Annotated in this window: 16 protein-coding genes and 1 pseudogene; 4 read left to right on the top strand and 13 right to left on the bottom strand. The window is 67.8% G+C overall.

From position 1 onward, the window contains the following. Positions 1-5 precede the first annotated feature (5 nt). The 5 genes and pseudogenes from AB4Z47_RS12665 to AB4Z47_RS12685 form a co-directional block, all read right to left on the bottom strand. A complete protein-coding gene (locus AB4Z47_RS12665) occupies positions 6-782 on the bottom strand; it encodes an ABC transporter ATP-binding protein (RefSeq protein ID WP_441950500.1) in 777 nt (258 codons plus the stop codon). 311 nt (positions 783-1,093) lie between these two features. After that, entirely contained in the window at positions 1,094-2,020 is a 927-nt protein-coding gene (locus tag AB4Z47_RS12670) for a hydroxymethylglutaryl-CoA lyase (RefSeq protein WP_441950501.1), read from the bottom strand. A gap of 373 nt (positions 2,021-2,393) precedes the next feature. Further along, a complete protein-coding gene (locus AB4Z47_RS12675; protein ID WP_441950502.1) occupies positions 2,394-3,614 on the bottom strand; it encodes a CaiB/BaiF CoA transferase family protein in 1,221 nt (406 codons plus the stop codon). Positions 3,615-3,874: 260 nt separating this feature from the next. After that, positions 3,875-4,804: a TauD/TfdA dioxygenase family protein gene (locus AB4Z47_RS12680; RefSeq protein WP_441950504.1), complete on the bottom strand. Its 930-nt coding sequence runs from the start codon at positions 4,802-4,804 to the stop codon at positions 3,875-3,877. A 307-nt stretch (positions 4,805-5,111) separates the two neighbouring features. Next, a pseudogene (locus tag AB4Z47_RS12685) lies at positions 5,112-5,768 on the bottom strand (deoxyribonuclease IV); the annotation flags it as partial. Positions 5,769-6,327: 559 nt separating this feature from the next. Between AB4Z47_RS12685 and AB4Z47_RS12690 the strand changes: the two are divergent. Beyond that, complete coding sequence (locus AB4Z47_RS12690; RefSeq protein WP_441950506.1) at positions 6,328-8,181, top strand: protein kinase domain-containing protein; 1,854 nt, start codon at positions 6,328-6,330, stop codon at positions 8,179-8,181. 650 nt (positions 8,182-8,831) lie between these two features. Here AB4Z47_RS12690 and AB4Z47_RS12695 read toward each other — a convergent pair. Continuing rightward, the gene (locus AB4Z47_RS12695) at positions 8,832-9,056 is read right to left on the bottom strand and encodes a hypothetical protein (RefSeq protein WP_441950508.1); all 225 of its coding nucleotides are present in this window, start codon (positions 9,054-9,056) and stop codon (positions 8,832-8,834) included. Between the two features lie 348 nt (positions 9,057-9,404). On the opposite strand from AB4Z47_RS12695, the gene AB4Z47_RS12700 reads away from it, so the two are divergent. Then, positions 9,405-9,815, top strand: coding sequence for a hypothetical protein (locus tag AB4Z47_RS12700; RefSeq protein ID WP_441950509.1), 411 nt, complete (start codon positions 9,405-9,407; stop codon positions 9,813-9,815). Positions 9,816-9,856: 41 nt separating this feature from the next. Here AB4Z47_RS12700 and AB4Z47_RS12705 read toward each other — a convergent pair whose 3' ends face one another. Both AB4Z47_RS12705 and AB4Z47_RS12710 read right to left on the bottom strand, forming a co-directional pair. Continuing rightward, a complete protein-coding gene (locus AB4Z47_RS12705; protein ID WP_441950511.1) occupies positions 9,857-10,984 on the bottom strand; it encodes an acyl-CoA dehydrogenase family protein in 1,128 nt (375 codons plus the stop codon). A gap of 9 nt (positions 10,985-10,993) precedes the next feature. Next, positions 10,994-12,166, bottom strand: a complete 1,173-nt coding sequence (locus AB4Z47_RS12710; RefSeq protein ID WP_441950513.1) for an acyl-CoA dehydrogenase family protein — start codon at positions 12,164-12,166, stop codon at positions 10,994-10,996. Between the two features lie 230 nt (positions 12,167-12,396). Between AB4Z47_RS12710 and AB4Z47_RS12715 the strand changes: the two genes are divergently transcribed. Next, positions 12,397-13,164 carry a hypothetical protein gene (locus AB4Z47_RS12715; RefSeq protein ID WP_441950514.1) on the top strand — a complete coding sequence of 256 codons (768 nt, stop codon included), beginning with the start codon at positions 12,397-12,399 and terminating at the stop codon, positions 13,162-13,164. A 47-nt stretch (positions 13,165-13,211) separates the two neighbouring features. Here the strand turns inward: AB4Z47_RS12715 and AB4Z47_RS12720 are convergent, their stop codons facing one another. Further along, the gene (locus AB4Z47_RS12720) at positions 13,212-14,357 is read right to left on the bottom strand and encodes an epoxide hydrolase family protein (protein WP_441950515.1); all 1,146 of its coding nucleotides are present in this window, start codon (positions 14,355-14,357) and stop codon (positions 13,212-13,214) included. 95 nt (positions 14,358-14,452) lie between these two features. Here AB4Z47_RS12720 and AB4Z47_RS12725 point away from each other — a divergent pair, with 95 nt between their 5' ends. Continuing rightward, positions 14,453-15,451: a helix-turn-helix transcriptional regulator gene (locus AB4Z47_RS12725; protein ID WP_441950517.1), complete on the top strand. Its 999-nt coding sequence runs from the start codon at positions 14,453-14,455 to the stop codon at positions 15,449-15,451. 5 nt (positions 15,452-15,456) lie between these two features. Here the strand turns inward: AB4Z47_RS12725 and AB4Z47_RS12730 are convergent, their stop codons facing one another. The 4 genes from AB4Z47_RS12730 to AB4Z47_RS12745 all read right to left on the bottom strand — a co-directional run bounded on the left by AB4Z47_RS12730 (position 15,457) and on the right by AB4Z47_RS12745 (position 19,277). Further along, complete coding sequence (locus AB4Z47_RS12730) at positions 15,457-15,840, bottom strand: hypothetical protein (protein ID WP_441950518.1); 384 nt, start codon at positions 15,838-15,840, stop codon at positions 15,457-15,459. Between the two features lie 208 nt (positions 15,841-16,048). Continuing rightward, positions 16,049-17,134, bottom strand: a complete 1,086-nt coding sequence (locus AB4Z47_RS12735) for an NAD(P)/FAD-dependent oxidoreductase (RefSeq protein ID WP_441950520.1) — start codon at positions 17,132-17,134, stop codon at positions 16,049-16,051. Next, a complete protein-coding gene (locus AB4Z47_RS12740; protein WP_441950522.1) occupies positions 17,127-18,068 on the bottom strand; it encodes a hypothetical protein in 942 nt (313 codons plus the stop codon). The genes AB4Z47_RS12735 and AB4Z47_RS12740 overlap by 8 nt, the downstream gene beginning before the upstream one ends. 291 nt (positions 18,069-18,359) lie before the next feature. Next, positions 18,360-19,277 carry an SMP-30/gluconolactonase/LRE family protein gene (locus AB4Z47_RS12745; protein ID WP_441950523.1) on the bottom strand — a complete coding sequence of 306 codons (918 nt, stop codon included), beginning with the start codon at positions 19,275-19,277 and terminating at the stop codon, positions 18,360-18,362. Positions 19,278-19,289: the final 12 nt, after the last annotated feature.

The raw sequence follows: 19,289 nt of genomic DNA on the forward strand, positions 1-19,289 counted from the left end.
CACTATCACGCCTGCTCCAACGACTTCATCCGGTCGAGCACGGTGTCCGCGGTCGGATCGCGCATCTCGTCCACGATGCGTCCGTCGGCGAGGAAGACCACCCGATCGGCGAACCCGGCCGCGTGCGGCTCGTGCGTGACGATGACCACCGTCTGCCCGAACTCGTCCACCGCGGCGCGGAGGATCGTCAGCACCTCTTCCGAGGCACGCGAGTCCAGGTTGCCGGTCGGCTCGTCGCCGAAGATGATTTCCGGCTTGCCCGCAAGTGCCCGCGCACACGCCACCCGCTGCTGCTGTCCGCCGGACAATTCGCTGGGACGGTGCGTGAGCCGATCGGTCAGCCCGAGCCGTTTCACAACGGTGTCCAGCCAGTCCTGGTCCGGCGAGCGCCCCGCGATGTCCAGCGGCAGCGTGATGTTCTCCAGCGCCGTGAGCGTCGGGACCAGGTTGAACGCCTGGAAAACGAACCCGATCCGGTCCCTGCGCAGCCGCGTCATCTGCTTGTCGGACAGGGTGGTCAGGTCGGTGTCCCCGATACGCACGGCCCCGGAGCTGGCGCTGTCGAGCCCGGCCAAGCAATGCATCAGGGTCGACTTACCCGACCCGGACGGACCCATGATCGCGGTGAACTCCCCCTTCGCGAACTCGGCCGACACCCCGTCCAATGCCCTGACCTGGGTATCTCCCGAACCGTAGACCTTGGTCAGTTCGATAGCGCGGGCCGCGACATCGGTCTGGGCCACCGTTTCGGCGGTGTCGGCACGTATGGCTTGCGAAGTCATGCCGTCCAGTCTTACCGGGTTCGCGCCCATGTGCCATCAGTGTTTGTTCGGCCGCGCCTTCGCGCGGCGTGTTCGCGGCCCCTTGATGGCTCGCGTCCGGCAATGCTCGGTCTCGCTGCGCTCGGAAGCTGTAGTCGGGCCGATGTGGTTACGTAGGTGGCAATCCGGGCATCGGGGTTCGCCGTCCGGTGATGTTTCGCGCTGTGTTCGTATTGCAGCGCCTGCCGTGCTGCGTGTTTGCCGCCGTAGCGGGTCTCGACCGGCTCTGAGGCGGGGACGGTATGGTTTGTGTGAAGTGGGGACCGATCCGGTTAGCTGCGAGCCCGCTCGACGACCCACTCGAAGGCCGGTGCCTTCGACCGTGCGCCCTCGGCGGCGCGGGAACGGTTGGGTTCGCCGAGTTCGACAAGCAACTCCTCCGACAGTGCGACCAGCGCGGACAGCGTCGCGGGGGCGAACCACTCCGGCCGCGTCGCGAAGAGGATGTCCTCGGAAGAAGTGTTGCCGCTCGCGCCCGGCGCGAAGGGGCAACCGCCGAGGCCGCCGAGCGCCCCGTCGACCATGTCCGCGCCCGCCGCGACGGCGGCCAAGGTGTTGGCCACGCCCATCCCCCAGGTGTCGTGGCCGTGGAAGACGATGCGCCGCCGCGGGGTTCGCTCCCGCACCGCCGTGACAAGCGCCGCGACCTGTCCCGGATACGCCTGTCCCAGCGTGTCGGCGATGACGATATCGTCCGTGCCCTCGGTGCGCGGGTCGCTGGCGATGGCAAGCACCCGCTCCGGATCGACCGGCCCATCGAACGGACAGGTGAAAGCCGTTGCCAGACAAAGCTGAATCGACCCGTCCACCGCCCTGGCCAGCCGCACCGCGTCCGGCAACACGGCGACACTGTCCTCGGTGTCGCGCCCGATGTTCGCTCTGTTGTGCGCGTCCGACACCGAGAAGCAGTACTGGAAGTTGCGCACCCCCGCCGCGGCCGCCTGCTCGACGTGCCTCGGCGTGGCCACCCACACCCAACAACGTTGCAGCTCTTCGGGAGTCAGCTCGGCGACGAGTTCCATCGTGTTCGCCATCGGCGCAACCAGGTCCGGCCGCACCATGGAGCCGATCTCCAACGCGGGTACGCCGAGCGCGAGGAGGCGGCGCACGACGTGCACCTTCCGTTCCACCGGCAGCAGTTTGCCGGTGAGCTGCAGCCCGTCGCGCAGGGTCACGTCCCGCAGGACCGGCGCGGTCATCACCGTCCTCCCGCCTGGCGGCGTCCACACATCACGCCGCCCCACGGTTTCTCGCTCGCCCCAGTCGGATTCGGCTGCACCGCAGGCCTGCTACTACCTGGCGAACGCAATTCCCGTGCTCCGCGGCCCTGGGGTCGCCTGCGGTCTTGTGGCTGCGTACTCATGGCGCCTCCTGTTTCTTGCGGGACACCCGCACCCGGTCGGCCCCGATAAGCGCTGCGCGATTGTGTCTCATCGAGCCTCCAGTGTCTTGCGGGACACCCGCACCCGGTCGGCCCCGATAAGCGCTGCGCGATTGTGTCTCATCGGGCCTCCAGTGTCTTGCGGGACACCCGCACCCGGTCGGCCCCGATAAGCGCTGCGCGATTGTGTCTCATCGGGCCTCCAGCTCGGCGATCTCGGCCTCGCTCATGCCGAGCAACCCGGAGAGCACCTCTCGGGTGTGCTCTCCCAGATCGGGCCCGACATTGCGGATGGGCAGGGACTGCTCCCCGATCACCGGGACGATGCCGGGGAAGCCGACCGTCTTCGGTTCCGGCGCACCGACGTCCACCGCGAACGGCTGGATCATGTTGCGCGCCCGGTACTGCTCGTCAGCCACGATGTCGGCGGCGGTATAGATCGGGCCGCACGGGATGGCCGCCGCCTCCAGCAGTTTCAGCGCCTCGGCGCGGGTGTGCCGGATCGTCCACTCGCCGATCGCCGCGTCGAGCCGCTCGCGGTGCCGCCAGCGGCCGGCGTTGTCCTGGAGCTCCTGGTCGGCGGCCAGGTCCTGGCGCTCGATGACCGCCATATAGCGCTGGAAAATGGCATCGCCGTTGCCGCCGATGATGATGCTGGTTCCGTCGCCGCACGGATAGGCGTTGCTCGGCGCGATGCCCTCCATCCGGCCGCCGACGCGTTCGCGCTGGATGCCGTAGGCGAGGTAGTCCGGCACCAGCGATTCCATCACGGACAGGATCGCCTCGTTGAGCGCCACGTCGACCAGCCGCTCGGGAAGGGGTATCGGCGCGTCCTGCGCGGTGCGGCGTTCGCGCTGAAACAGCATCATCACGGTGCCGAAGGCGGCATAGATGCCCGCGATGGAGTCACCGATCGAGACCCCGGTGCGCACCGGAGGACGATCCGGGTCGCCGACCAGCTCGCGCAGGCCGCCGACCGCCTCGGCCACGGCGGCGAACCCCGGACGCGCGGACAGCGGCCCGGTCTGCCCGTAGGCGGAGATTCTGGTGATCACGAGGTCCGGATTCGCCTCGTTCAGCACCTCTGGCCCCAGACCCCACTTCTCCAGCATGCCGGGCCGGAAGTTCTCCAGCAGCACGTCACACCGCCGGATCAGGTCGAGCACGATGCCCCGCCCCGCCTCGCTGCGCAGATCCAGCGTGATGGACTTCTTGTTGCGGTTGATGGTCCTATAGAGCATCGAGGTGTCGCCGCCGTAGAGCCGCCAGTTGCGCAGCTCGTCACCGGCTTTCGGCCGTTCCACCTTGATCACCTCGGCGCCGAAGTCGCCGAGGATTCGCCCTGCGGTAGGCGCGGCGATGTAGTTGCCGAGTTCCAGGACGCGCACCCCGTCCAACGGCCGAATACTCATGATTACCAGTGTGGACCATGCCTCGAACGACCCCGGCTCGACCTCGCGACTCGGCGACGGTGGGTATGGCCCCGGCCGGTCGGCAAGCCCGGTCTTTCGCGCGACCGAGCCGGAAACCCACCCCACCGCGCCGGCGCGCCCGCCGCCCGGCAGCAGCGCGACATCGCCCGCTTCGCGATTCGCTGCGTCGTTTGGGCAGCGCATGGCCCCTCAACTGCTGCAGCGAGGTCCGCCCGCCGCGACAACCATGCGGGGGCCCGCTACGACGCGAGCAGCTGCGTGTCCTCGACGATCGAGTAGTGCTCGGCGTCGCCGGCGATGACGGTGCTCGCCGCGCCGTCCACGCCGACCGGGATATCACCCGCCAGGGTGATGCGGGTCAGCTTGCGCGGCTGGTCGTCGTAGTCGTCGATGGCGTAGTGCTGGGTGGCACGGTTGTCCCAGATGGCGACGTCGCCAGGCGCCCAGTTCCAACGGGCGGTGTTCTCCAGACGGGTCACCCGGTCCTGGAACAGACGGAACAGAGCCTGCGACTCCGAGCTGGACAGGCCGACGAAATGCTTGACGAAGTGGCCGAGCAGCAAGGCCCGCTCCCCGGTTTCGGGATGCACCCGCACCACCGGGTGCTCGGTCTCGTAGTAGGTGGATTCGAACTCGGCACGGTAGGCGGCGTTGGCCTTCGGCTGCTCGCCGGTGCGGGCCGCGTAGTCGTACAGGTTGGTGTGCACGGCGCGCAGGGACTCCGCGAGCCGTTTCAGCGGCCCCGGCAGCGAGTCATAGCCCGCGACGGTAGAGGCCCAGGTGGTGGAACCACCGTAAGTCGGCAGCTGCACGGCGCGCAGGATGGACGCCTTCGGGATGCGGTCGACGAAGGTGACGTCGGTGTGCCAGCTGTTGGCGCGGCCATGCTCGGAGTCGATGGCCAGGCTCTTGACGCCGTGCGAGGTCACCGTCGGATGCGGGGTGGTCGGCGTGCCGAGCAGTTGGGCGAACTCGTATTGCCCGTCCTCGGTCAGGTGGTCCTGCCCGCTGAAGAAGATGACCTTGTGCTCGAGCAGCGCGCGACGGATCACGTCGACGGTCGCCGCGTCCAGATCACCACCGAGCCGGATGTTGTCGACCTGCGCGCCGATGCGCGCGCCTAGCCTGGTCACCGAGGCAGTGGCCGGGGTGGCGGGTGCGACCGTCATGAGATCACCTTCGCTGTCTGGATCGGTTGATGCTCGGTCGAGCACACCACCGAAACCAGCCCGCCGACCAGGGTTTTCGTCGCCCTGATCACAAACGAACACGGAACGACCGGGCCGCCCCCCAGCACCCGGCGCCGCAGGCGCTGCAAAGACCAACACAGCCCGAAACATCAGCAGACGGCGAACCCCCGATGCCCGAACCACAGCCTACGTAACCACATCGGCCCGATTCCCGCTTCCGAGCGAAGCGAGACCGAGCATTGCCCGTTCGCGGCCCGGCTCGCGTCCGAGCGGCCGCCGCGTCCGCGATGGTGCCGTCGGCGAAATTGGCGTGCTGGTCGGCACCGGAGTTGAACGCGTCGCGCGAGGAGTTCAGGTGCACCAGGTCGATCCGCCCGGTGATCGCCTTGATTCGGTCGACGACGCCGACCAGTTCCTCACCGCCCGCCCAGGCGTGGCAGGTGTCCAGGCAGAAGCCGGCACCGTAGTCGCCGACGGCGTCCCACAGCCGGGCGATCGAATCGAAGTGCCGCGCCATGGCATGGTTGCCGCCCGCGGTGTTCTCGATCAGGATCGGCACCGCGAAGCCGCCTTTGTCCTGCTGGCGTTCGAACAGCTTGCGCCAGTTGTCGATTCCGGTCGCCAGCTCGGCGTCGGAGCGCACGTGCCCGCCGTGCACCACGAGGCCGAACGCGCCGAGTTCTGCGGCCGCCTGCGCCTGCTGCGCGACCGCGTTGCGCGAGGGCATGCGCAGCCGGTTGTTCAGGCTCGCCACATTGATTTGATAGGAGGAGTGCACCACCACATCGATCGGGCTCGCGAGGATCTCCTCGGTGCGCGGGTGCGGGGTGGGTTTGTCCCAGCCCCGGGGATCGACGACGAACAGCTGGATGACGTCGGCGCCCAGTTTTTCACCGAAGCCGATCGGATCGCTGTCGAGCCGGACATGTGCTCCAATGCGCATAGCGGTCAGCCTAATGGGCGAAGCCGGACGAAGTCCGCCAACAGACCCGCACCGGACCGAGCGCAGGCCGAGGGAGCCGCACAGCAGACACAGCCGGACGAAGCCCCCTCAGCAGACCCGCGCCGGACCGAGCGCAGGCGAGGTAGCCGCCCACCGACTGCGACCGACGGGTTCGCCCGACTGTTGCGTCCCGACGGCTCAGCGAGATACATCCTCAGGCTCCGCGTCCCCGACCAGGGGTAAACCGTGTTGCAGACCGGCGATGTCTTCGCAAGCTACGCCATTGAACGCGTGCTCGGCCGTGGTGGCATGGGTACCGGGTGCCGGCTGCCCGACTTGCGAACGCGCCCGGGTCCGCCTCAGCAACTGCCGGATCCACGGACCCCACCGTATCGGCCTGTCGCCCTCGCTACCCACGTTCGACGACCGACCGGGAGCTGCGCAGCAACTGCTATGGTTTCGATGTTTTCCGTGGTCGGGCCCGTCCCGAATCGCGCGTTCTTATGCTGTACGCCTGTTCGCCGGTGGGTCCCGGCGGACGGCGGGAAGTGGAGCAGTCATGCTGGCCAGCGGTGACGTTTTCGCCGGCTATGTCATCGAGCGGCAACTGGGCCGCGGTGGCATGGGTTCGGTGTACCTGGCGAAACATCCGCGGCTGCCGCGGATGACGGCGCTGAAGCTGCTGAACCGGGAGATGTTCTTCGACAAGGAGGTGCGGGCGCGATTCGAACGGGAGGCGGATCTGGTCGCCCAGCTCGATCACCCGAACATCGTCACGGTCTACGACCGCGGGCTCGAGGACGAGCAGCTGTGGATCTCGATGCAGTACATCGACGGCATCGACGCCGCCTCGGTGGAGCCGACGTCGCTGCCGCCCGAACGCGCGGTGCAAATCATCGAAGAGACCGCGGACGCGCTGGACTATGCGCACGGCAGCGGCGTGCTGCACCGCGACGTGAAACCCGCGAACATCCTGCTGGCCCGCTCCGGCGCGGGCCGCGGCGAGCGGGTGTATCTCACGGACTTCGGCATCGCGCGGCTGCGCGACGACACCGGTCATCTCACCCAGACCGGTACCTTCACCGCGACCCTCGCCTACGCCTCGCCCGAACAGCTCACCGGCGCCGCGCTCGACCACCGGTCCGACCAGTACTCGCTGGCCTGCTCGCTGTTCTGGCTGCTCACCGGCACGGGCCCGTTCAAGGCGACGAACCCTGCCGCGGTGATCCAGGGGCATCTGCAAGGTGCGCCGCCCGCGCTGAGCAGCGTCCGCCCCGGCCTGTCCTACGCGCTGGACGGCGTGCTGGCCAGGGCGATGGCCAAGCGCCCCGACGACAGGTACATCAGCTGCGCGGAGTTCGCCGCCGCCGCCAAGCAGGCGCTGGCCACTCCGAGCGCACCGTCGATGCCGGTGGTGGGCGGTCCCCGCCCGGTCACCGGTCCGCCACACTCGGTCACCGGCGGCCCGCGCCCGACGACCGGCCCGCGGCCGATCAGCGGTCCGCATATCCCGGTCGCCGGCACGCCTTTCCCGATGGCGCAGGGCTCCGGTCACCACGGGAACAGTGCTGACTATCAGGTCGGCGGACCCGGCCTGCAAACCAGCGGGCCGAATCCGCTTGCCCCCTCCGCCTCCTCCGCGACTCCGCCGCCCGCGCCGCTGGTGAATTCCGGGCCGTACTCCAGCCCCGCACCGCAGCCGACCGCCACGAACCCTTACACCCAGCAGCCCGGGTTCTCCACCTTCGCGGCACCGCCCGCACCGCCGCGCGGTGCACACCCGCACCTGTCGGCCGGACCGCCGCGTAAGAAGAACACCGGTTTGATCGTCGGCGTCTCGGTCGGCGTCGTCGTGCTGATCCTTGTGGTGCTCGGCATCATCGGAGTGGTCACCAGCTCGAGCTCGAACAACGGCGGCAGCACGACCACCTCGGCAGTGCAGCCGAACATCGTCGGCGCGACCGCGGAGTCGATCAGCGCGGAGTTCCCCAGAATGGTGCCCGCGTCCAAGACCGAAGAGGTCGGATACAACGGCGCCGAGTGCTGGCTGGCCTCGGCTAGCTCGCCGCCGTCGCCGTCCAAGGGCGAGCCGGACTTCGGCGACTGGGCCGCGCAGTGGCGCTGCTTCAAGGGCGGCAACAACGAGGACCCGTACTACCGCATTTACGCCTACAAGACACCCGCCGACGTGCAGAACGTGCTGAAGCGCCTGCCCTCGCAGGCCACCGAGTCGACCGACAGCAACGCCGGAAAGTCCTACACCAACTACAAATACGTGGACGACGGCGCCAAGATGGTCACCGCGTTCACCGGCGACCCGGATCGCACCCAGTTCCTGATGTACACCGACGGCTTCAGCTCCACCACGATCGACGAGCTGTTGCGTTGGTGGCGCTCGGCGCCGCTGCACTGACGCGTGCCGCACGCCGGGTGCGGTCTTCTCATCGAACGCCTGCTCCGCGGCGATCCGCGGTTACGCGGCGCCGGATCGCGGCCTCGTTCAGCCCGGGCGGCATCCCGGAGTCTGCGCGCACGGCCGCGAGCCGAACCATGCGCGGCGCGCCGTCGAATTCGACGGCGGGGCGCGGGGTGCCGGCGACGCGCAGCGTGCCCGGGACAGTGCAGCTGGGTGGTGTAGGCCTCGGGAAAACCCGTGCCGAGCAACGCACACCAGTGTTGAGCGGAGGCTGTGGGTCGCCGTCGACGCCCCTGCTTTCGGGTATCACCTCGGCCAGCCGGCCACGATGTCCCGCGGTAGCTCGCCGAGGGGCAGTTCGCGACCCGCACGGCAGCGCCGACTACGGAAGTGTCTTCGGCGTGCACAGACCGGAATCGCGAAGGCTCGGCAGCGGAGTCGACACCGCAACGCGATTCGCGATAGTCATCGTGATCACGATGTGCCGCAGCGGATCACGGAGCAGAAACATTCGGCCCGCGCACGGAGCACATCGACGCCCGTGGCGACCTGGACCCTCATACGAACAACGGTAGATCCCTGAAGTGTTGTGCACGCCGGTTTTTCGGGCACAGCATGCGTCGCTCACGCGCGACCGACCGGCTGTTTCAGTCGGCTTCGCTGCCACCCGTGCGGAGTTTGAGCAGGACCAGTCCCGCGGTGAACGCGAGAATGAGACCGGCAACGGTGATTTCGACGCGCAAGCCGGCGATGCCGAGGACCGCCCCGACGATTCCGCCGACAAAGATCAACCAGGCAAGGGTCCGCGACACAATCGTGGACAGCGTGCGCGCCGGCTGGTTCGACTCCAGATGCGGTGCAGTTGCCGACACCGCATCCTCCGTGGCGCGGGACGACCTGCGCCGCGATGTTGTCGAGTAAGCTCCCATCATCTACTCCTCGATGACGCCGGTCAGAGAATCGCTTTCACGTTCTCACACAACGTGTCTCTCATCCTGAAACAGGCGTCTCACGCGTAACTTTGCTCACACACGCTACGACTCCGGCACGTCGGATGACAGCGACACGTGCCCGCGACACGCCGACGAGATCAATTCGATATCTGAATTAGGACTGTTTTAAAGCGCCATCCGACACTGTTCCAGCGACCGCTTACCTCGCCTGGCCGACCGGCCCCGAGTAAGGTGAGGCCACTCGATACCCACGAGGAGTTGTTACCGATGGAGCACAGCAGGGCCAAGATCGCCGGTCCGGCGATCGCCGTGGGAGCAGTTTCCATCGGACTCGTTCTCATCGGCGCATGCGGCGTGGGTAGGCACGACACCTATGTCCCACCGCCGCCGCTGAAGGCAGGTCAGTATGTCGAGCCCGCGGCCCACGAGGGCACCACCGGCCCGACGACGCCCAGAGTGATCATCCCGCCCTCGCCGACCTGGAAGATCGCGCCATACCAGCAACGCCCTGCCACGCCGTTCTCGGGCTTCAGCAGCAGCACCACCTCTGCCGAGTCCTCGCCGCGGATTCTGCACGACGGCGCGGCGCCCGAGGACGCGAGGACGCCGATCAGCACACGACCGGCCGCGGTCGAGCCGCCGGTCATGGCGCCGAACGAGCCGACCGCGAATGAGTGACCCGCGGTGGCGCGCGCCGCGCGCACACCACCGCATCGGCCCTACAACTCGGCCAGCTCGTAGTCGCCGACTCGAGCGCTGAGCACTCGCAGATGGTCGAGCCCGCCGCCCAGGGTGCGCTCGACCGCGGTCAACCGGGCCACATAGTGGCCGACCGGGTATTCGGCGGTGACCCCGATACCACCGTGCATCTGGATCGCTTCCTGCCCGATGTGCCGCGCAGCGCGGCCGACCTGCAAGCGCGCACGGGACGCGATCACCGGGTCGTAGGCTCCGTCCACCAGCGACGCCGTGGCGTACAGACTCATGCTGCGCGCCAGCTCCAGCGAAACGTACATGTTGGCCGCCCGCTGGGTGAGCGTCTGGAACTTCGACAGCGTGACACCGAACTGCTTGCGCTGCCGGAGGTATTCGGTGGTCAGCCGGAGCGCCTCCGCCATCGCGCCGACCGATTCCGCGCACAGGCTGGCCTGTGCATGCCCGAGCACCGACGCGATCGTCTCCGCGGCGTCCGCGTCGCCGAGACGCTCGGCAGGCGCGTTGTCCAGCTCCAGCTGCGCACTGCGCTGACCGTCCACCGTGCGGTAGGGCTTGCGGACCACGCCGGTGGCACCCGGCGCGACCAAGAACAGCCCGACCCCGCCATCCGGCAGCACGGCACTGACGACGAGTTCGTCGGCACTGCCGCCGTGCGGGACCGGGTTCTTGACGCCGGTCAGCGCGTAGGAATCCCCCTGTACCGGAGCAGCGGTGGTCACCAGCTCGGTGGACGGCCAGCGCACACCGGGCTCGGCGTGCGCGAAGGCGAGCAGCTTCGTGCCCGCGGCGACCTCCGGCAGGATCCGCTGACGCTGTTCGGCACTGCCCGCCCTGGCCACGAGCCCGCCCGGCACATGTACCGCGTCCAGGATCGGCTCCGGCGCGAGCCTGCGGCCGACCTCTTCCAGCACGACCATCGTTTCCACCGGGCCGGCGCCGACACCGCCGTCCTCCTCGCTGAAGCTCAGGCCGAGCACGCCGAGATCGGTGAGCTGGCGCCATACGTCACGGCTCCAGCCGAGCTCGGAATCGGTGATCTTCAGCCGCGATTCGGCGTCGTAGTTGCGCGCGAGCAGGTCGCGGACCGTGTCGCGGAGCATGACCTGCTCATCGGTGAGATCGAAATCCATGGTGTCGCCTCACAATCCGAGGATCGTGGAGGCGATGATGGTGCGCTGCACTTCGCTGGAGCCTCCGTAGATGGTTGTCTTGCGGTAGTTCAGGTAAGCGGGGCCGCTGCGCTGCGCCCAGCCGGGCGAGGCGATGTCGTCTGCGTCCACCGGAATGGCATCCGGTCCCGCGATGTCGGCCAGCAGCTCGGTGGCCGCCTGCTGCAGCTCGGAGCCGCGCAGCTTGAGCACCGACGAGGCCGGATTCGGCTTGCCGTCCGAGGAGTTGGAGACCACGCGCAGCTGGGTGAGCTCCAGCGCGAGCAGTTCGTTCTCCAGCTCGGCGACCCGCGCCGCGAACACCGGGTCCTCCAGTAGCGTTCCGCTGCCCGACCTGGTCTGCGCCGCGTACTGTTTCGCGACGCCGATCTTGACCTTGGTGCGGCCGACGCCGGTGATACCGGTGCGCTCGTTGCCGAGCAGGAACTTGGCGTACGTCCAGCCCATGTTCTCCTCGCCGACCAGCTGATCGGCGGGAACCCGGACATTTTCGAAGAAGACCTCGTTCACCTCGTACCCGCCGTCGATCAGCTTGATCGGGCGGATGGTGACGCCGGGCGACTTCACGTCGAACAGCAGGAACGAGATGCCCGCCTGCTTCTTCGGCGCGTTCGGGTCGGTGCGGACCAGGCAGAAGATCCAGTCCGCGTACTGGGCCAGCGTGGTCCAGATCTTCTGGCCGTTGACGATGTAGGAGTCGCCGTCGCGGACCGCGGTGGTGCGCAGTGCGGCCAGGTCGGAACCGGCGTCGGGCTCGGAGAAGCCCTGGCACCACCAGATGTCCAGCGCGGCGGTGGCCGGGAGGAATCGCTCCTTCAACTCCTGTGAGCCGAAGTGGGCGATCACCGGGCCGACCATCTGCGCGTTGAACGTCAGCGGCTCGGGCACCGAGGCGAGCTGCATCTCGTCCTGCCAGAGATGCCGCTGCATCGGCGTCCAGTCCTTGCCGCCCCACTCGACGGGCCAGTTCGGCACTGCGAGGCCGTGGTCGTTGAGAATCTTGTTCGCGGTGACGACGTCGTCGCGGGACAGCTCATGGCCGTTCCGGACGCGCTCGCGGATGTCAGCCGGGATCTCGGTCCGATAGAAATTACGCAGTTCGTCGCGGAAGGCGACGTCTTCGGAGGACAAGGATAGTTTCATACGCATCTCCCAGCGTGTCTCGTACTTCCTGCTCCAACCTACCCCGCGGTAATCCCCCACATCGGCGACTGGATCAGATCAGGAGGTCCCGCGTATTCGTTCCGCGTGGTGGACCCGGTTCTGCCGTCGGCTACCGAGGCCCCGCTACCCTTGGGCGACAGAACCGGCGAGCTGGTACGTTGCTGGTCATGGGTCGCGGACCCCGAAAGGTTCGGTATCGAGGAGAACGAGTGAACGGCAGAACCACCGCACGCGCCATCACAGCCGCGACAGCTCTCGGCATCGGCGCGGTTCTGACCTTCTCCGGGACGGCCGCCGCCGACGAAGCCCGGTCCCCGCTGGACTCCGGCCTCGGCCACCTCACCGAGATCGCCCGGCCCGACCCAGCCGCGCAGGCAGGCGTCGACGCCCTCTCGCGGTACACCACCCTGGTCGACGTCGCGGAGCTGCGCCACGTCTCGAGCGTGTTCACCCCGTTCGCCTATGCCGCGCCCACCTTCGGTTGCGGTAGCAACGGCCCCGTCACCACGATCATCGCCGCCGCGACCACCGACGGGCCGGGCACCGGGCCGGACCTGAACGTCGCGCCGGGTACGCTGCGGTTCAGCGCCGCCCCCTCACATTCCGGCGCGCCGCTGGCCTCCGGCCTCGTCGTCGCGTGGGTGAATGTGAACACCGGCGCCAGCGGCATCGCCCCGCTCGACGACCTGACCGAGTACCATCAGCCGTCGCTGTCCAAGACCGTCAACAGCGGTCCGGGCACGGTCATCGCCTCGATGTGGGGCATCATCGACTACCCGTTCGCGCACTGCGTGATGACGCCGACGGTGGGTCTTTTCGTGGTGCCGGACAAGCCGGTCGGCGTCCCCGCGGCGCCGCCGCCTCCCACACCGGGTTTGATCACGCCGGGTCCCAACGGCACCGAGGTCGGTCCCGCGCCGGAAGCCACACCGAGTGCGCCCGCGGGCGCGGAGGCGCAGGCCGAACCCGCTCGCTGACGACGCGGCACGAGCGCGACCACCGTGGCGGTCCCGCTCGCGCGTGCTCACCGCAGCTCAGCGAAGAACGTGCGGATATCGGCAACGTGCGCGTCCGGAAGTTCCATCGCGACGAAGTGATTGCCGGTGTTGCCCTCCGGCCAGTGCACGATGGTGTTGTCCCGCTCGGCCAGCCGGCGCATCAGCGCGGAGCCACCGCCGTAGGTGCCCGTGGGGACCAGCTTCTGACCCCTCGGCCACACGAAACCACCCGCACCGAGACCGTTGTACATCGGCCAAGACGACGAGGCCGCGGTATTGGTGAACCAGTACAGGCTGACATTGGTCAGCAGGTGGTCGCGGTCGATCACGTCCTCGGCGCGTTCGGCCAGTGGAGTGAACTCGGTGAACTTGTGCATCAGCCAGGCGAGCAGACCCACCGGCGAGTCGGTCCAGGCGTGCGCGAAAGTCTGCGGTGCGGCATGCAGTAGCACGTGATGGTTCACGCCGGTCATCCACTTCTGCATGAGGTCCCACTCGGTACGTTCGTCCGGCGTCATGGTGGGCACGTCGGCCTCGTTCGGCATTCCGACGCCGCCGTCGAGGTGCACGCCGGTCACGCGGTCCGGCGCGGCGACGGCCAGCTCCGGTGCGACGTACGCGCCGAGGTCCCCGCCCTGCGCGCCGAAACGGCGGTACCCGAGTCGGTCCATCAGTACCAGCCACATCTGCGCCACCTTGCGTGGCGTCATGCCGAGTTCGTGCGGGCCCTCGGAGAAGGCGAACCCGGGGACCGACGGCACCACGACGTGGAACGCCTGCGCGGGGTCGAGTCCGTGCGCCCGCGGATCGGCCAGCAGGCCGATGGTCTTGGTGAATTCGACGAACGAGTTCGGCCAGCCGTGGGTCAGAATCAGCGGCATCGCGTCCGGCTCCGGCGAGCGCACATGCAGGAAATGCACGTCGAGACCGTCGACCCGCGTCATGAAATGGGGAAACTCGTTGAGCGCCGCTTCCTGTGCGCGCCAATCGAATTCGGTCCGCCAGTACTCGGCCAGCTCTTTCAGGTAGTCGACCGGGATGCCGCGATCCCAGCCGGCGCCGGGCAACTGCGCCGACCAGCGGGCGCGGGCGAGCCGGTCATGCAGGTCGTCCAGATCGGCTTGCGGGATCTGGATGCGGAACGGGCGAACGTCGGTGGAGTTGCTGGTCATCGTTGGGGCTCCTTGCCGGTAGGTCCTGCGATCCAGAACCACGGTAGGGAGGATCTAGGTCTGTTTATGTCCTACTTATCTGGAATTCTCGGAACATGAACGACACCCCCGCTCGTCTGCTGCGGCTGCTGTCGCTGCTGCAGACTCCGCGTGAATGGCCGGGCAGCGAGCTTGCCGAACGCCTCGGCGTCACCGACCGCACGGTGCGCCGCGACATCGACCGACTGCGCGAGCTCGGGTATCCGGTCACGGCCACGATGGGCGCCATGGGCGGCTACCGGCTGGCTGCCGGGTCGGCCATGCCGCCGCTGCTGGTCGAGGACGACGAGGCGGTCGCCATCGCGGTCGGGCTACGCGCCGCGGCCGGGTCTGCGGTGGCCGGGATCGAAGAGGCGTCGGTGCGGGCACTTGCCAAGCTGGAGCAGGTGCTACCTGCGAAGTTGCGGCGCAAGGTGCGGGTATTCGACACCGCACTGAGCGCGCCGACCGACGACAGGCCCGCCGTGGACCCGGAGGTGCTCGCCACGCTCGCCGCCGCCGTAACCAACCGCGAGCGCGTGCGCTTCGCCTACCGCGACGGGTCCGGCGCCGAAAGCAGACGCAACGCCGAGCCGGTGGGCCTGGTGCCCGTCCGGCGGCGCTGGTACCTGGTCGGCTACGACGTCGACCGCGACAACTGGCGGGTCTACCGTGTCGACCGGATCGACCGGCCACAACCCACCGCCGCGCGCTTCACCCCGCGTCCGCTCCCCGCTGCCGATGCCGCCGCCTACGTCGCTGGTCGTCGAACCGACTGGGGCACACCGACATTCCGACTTCGGGTGACCATCGACGCCCCCGCCGAACAAATCGCGGGGCGGCTGGGCGACGACCCCGGCGAGTTGGTCGCGGTCGATGCGCACTCCTGCCGAGTCGATGCCCTGCGAGACGACTCGCCGCAATGGTTGGCACAGCGGCTGATCGGGCTCGGTGTCGACTTCCGGGTGCACGAACCGCCGGAGCTGATCGCGCAACTGCGGGCGGTCGCACACCGCATAGCGCACGCGGTCAGCACCGAGCCGGGGCCGAACGCGCGCGCCAGCCGAACTCGATAACCGAATCAAACCGGTCCGGCAGTCGCCGCCGAATCCACGACCACGTCGAAGTACGGCCAGCCGTCCACCTCGACCGTCTTGCCGGCGCAGCGGGCAAGGTCCGGTGCGGCGGCGTCCAACAGGCGACGGACCGCGCCGGGCTCGTACAGATTGAGGTAGGTGCGGTCCGGGAGGCGGATCAAGGCACCGGACTCGAAGTACGAATTCGAGATGATTCTGTCCGGCGCCGGACGGAAGGCCAGTACCAAACGACGTCGGGTGTCCTCGGGGAAGAAGGAAAGCGTGATGCTGCACTCCTGATACGCGGGCCGCACCTGCTGCCGGATCATCCAGTACCACGTTGCCTCGCCCACAACCAGGCGACGCAGGCGGCGGCGGTCGTTCGTCACAGTGACACCGTAAAAGTCCTTGGAATCACTCGTCCAGCGATCCAGATACAAGCGTTCACGTGGCAGGCGAGTTCACAGCGCGAACCCCACGAGCTCGAACCCCACAGAACCTCTGGGGATTCGTTACTTCCGGGCTCACCAGTATGCCGACAACGGGCCCGCCTATGGGAACATCCAACCCGCCAGTGCGGGCCAACGCGTCGCAGTATCAAGCGAAACGGGACGGTGAAAAACGCCCCAGATCCACCGATGGTTCGCGGCCGAGATACAGGTCGCGAACTATCTCGCCGGCATATGGCGCCTGGCTCAGACCATGACCCGAGAACCCTGCCGCATAGATCAGCGGAGCAGACCCCGCATGAACACCCAGGAAAGCGGTCTTGTCCGCAGCTAGCTCTTCCACTCCGAACCACGCCGAGTTCAAGCCGATGCCGGCCAGCGAGGGACAGGTGCGGGCCAATTCGGTGGCCAGCCGCTGAATCCAAGCATCGCGAACTTCTCCGCGCTCGGGAATCCGCAACCCCACCATCAGCCTGTTACCCACCCCACGCATCCGCAGGTTACTGGCCGCGTCCAGGGTCAAAGCCACTGGCGCCGGCTCCGGCAACGGGTCGGTGAACAACAGCTCGGCCGGCTGCGGTGTGACCGGCAGGGTGAAACCAGCACCGGCTGCCAATTCTCTCGACCAGTATCCGGCGGCGAGCACAATCGCATCGGCGGTGATCGGCCCGGCGTCGGTATCCACCCGACCGGTTTCCAGATCGATGCGACTCACCGGAGTGTGGGTACGGATGTCGGCCCCCAGCTTTTGCGCCGCGGCCGCGTATCCGTGCACGGCACCGACCGCATCGCAGGTCACCGCATCCGGGGTCCATGCCGCGGCAAGCATCCGCTCGCCGTCCAGCAGCGGATTGCGTTCCACGGCTTGCTCCGGCGTCAGCAGCCGCAGATCCACACCGAGCGCCTGCTGAGCGGTCACCTCCGCCTGAAATTCCGCCAGCTGTTCTTCCTCGGTGAGCGCGACGAGAAATCCGATTTCGTTCACCCCTGCGTCACCACCGGTGCGCTCGGCGAAGTCTCGGAATGCACGCACGCTGGGCACACCCAACGCGGTGTTGTGCGGCTCGCCGGGGAAATATGCTCGGGCGATGCCGGCCACCGAACCCGAAGTGCCCGACGCCAGTTCGCCCCGTTCGAGCAGGGTGACGCGCACCCCGGCCTCAGCGAGATGGAAAGCGGCGGAAGCACCGATGACGCCTCCACCGATAATGACAACTTCGCTGTGTTCAGCCATGGTGCTTCCTTGTCTCCTGCCGTAAGTGCTGACCGACATCCCAGGGGAACAGCTGGAGGTTCCAGCTACCCAAACAATTCACGTACAGCGCCATGTGGGACATGAGCGCTTGGAAATCGCCGCGCGACAGTGGTTCTTCGAGCAGGTCGAGTAACCGTTGCGTGAAGGTCCACAGCTGCGCCAAGCCGCAATAGCCGAGGAATTCGGCGGGCACCGTCACCAGCATGCGGGCTAGTTGCCGCAAATGCTCGGTGGGTATATCGCTGTGTGCGGCGCGTACCAACCCCCCATAACTGGCGTAGCCGAGTGGTCGGGTTTCTCCGTTGACGAACAGCAAGGTGGGTAAGACTGTGTCGAAGCTGCCCGCCCCGGAGGCGATCCTTCCCTCGTGAAGATCGACGAGCTCGTCGGGTGGTTGCAGCCAGCTTTGTTCGGTGGCGGCGAAGATATCGGCTATCAACGCATCAGCCCGCGCGTCGGCGGCGCGGAGCCGGGGAATGTCGTGCCCGCCTGGTTCAGCTGCTCGTCGTACCTCGACGGTGATGACCTTCTTGGTGTGATATTCCGCTTCCCACACGGCACTGCCAACATCTGACAAGAGCGGCAGGTCCGCATCGCACACCTGCCCGATCGGGGCGGCAAGCATCGGCTCGGTCAGCGGGCCGTACTTGATGCCCACATGCTGCAACGCCGAGCCGAACACCGTGCCATCGGGCGCTTTCCGTCGATCGAGGCGCTCGGTCGCCGAGGTGTACAACAGCTCGTGCACGGGGGCGAGGTGGTAGAGATGATGCCCAGCGATCAAGGCGTGGCCTTGCAGGCTTCGGTAGGGCAGCGCCCGCCAGATCATCTCGGCTAACTCCTCGTTACGACCATCGAGTTCGGCGGTGACGGTGGCCCCGAGAGGTTCCCAGCTCAGCGTGATGCGGCGCATCAGATCTCACAATTCCTCGCATTAGCTCTGATCTTGCGCGAGCATAGGTGCTGCTGGATCACCCTCGGTGTGGCGCGCATCTCCGCTGTTGGGAACTGTTCGAGTCGATCATCACCTCGCACTCGACACACCCGTAGTGCGGACGTGCGACACCGCCGGTCGTATCAACCCGTTCTGCGATGGCACGGACCATTCCTGGTTCGGGGCAGCCCCGCTGACGATCACGCAGTGCCCTCGAGCGCCTGAAGTACCTGTGCACCAACATATTCGGCGCGTCGCAGGGTAAGTAGGTCAGCGGGACAGGCGGATGCGCAGGACGGCGCCGCTTTCAGTGCCTGCGAGCAATTCGTCCGGGTGACCGGGTACTGCGACGACCGCGGTCATCGGCTGGCCGTCGAGGACTGTGCATGCGGCGCCGTCAGCCGGATCGACCTGGACCAGTTGGCCCGCGAGAGTCGTCACGTAGAGGACACCGGAGGGGGCGACCAGGAGGTCGTCGGCGAAATCCGGCAGGCCGGGCAGTGGGGAGGACAGGTCGGCGACGGTGCTGCGGTCGGCGGGCGCGGCGATCGGGATGCGGACGATCCGGCCCAGCGGGCCGCCGTTGGTGGTCACGTACAGCAAGCCGTCGTACACGGCAACGCCATTGGCGGCGAGCCCGGCTACCGGCTCGCCCCACGCGGTGTCGACACTTGCGTCGGGACGGACCCGGACCACTCCGGACATGGTCGCGACGTAGAGGTTGCCGCTCGGGTCGAACGCGGCGCCGTTCGGCATGGTGAACCCGGAGACGAACACCTCGGGCTTCGGCGCGGCGGCCGCGGGGTCGAAGCGGACCACACCGCCGGGCCGAACAATGCTGGTCGGCGTGTCGCCGTAGACGACGTAGAGCAGTCCGTCCGGGCCGAGCCGGACAGCGCCTGGGAATTCGACAGGGACCGTCGCGGTCAGCGCGCCGGAGACATCATAGCGCTGAACTTCATTGCGGTAGAGGCGAGAAACCCACAGGTTGCCCTGCGCGTCGTACCCCAGGTTCTCCGACCAGTCGAGCACGGGCACGGCGGGCACGGCGGTCGCGGAGACGGCGGGAGCGCAGGAGGCGATCGCCGGGGCGGCCGGGGCGGCGGTGGCGCTCGACGCCGGCGCGACGGTCAGCATGAGCACGGCGGCGGGTAGGAGCAAGGCGCCTGGACGGCGGGAGGTTCTCAACGGCCACCTCAG

The sequence above is a fragment of the Nocardia sp. 2TAF39 genome (assembly GCF_052114905.1).
GTDB lineage: Bacteria > Actinomycetota > Actinomycetes > Mycobacteriales > Mycobacteriaceae > Nocardia.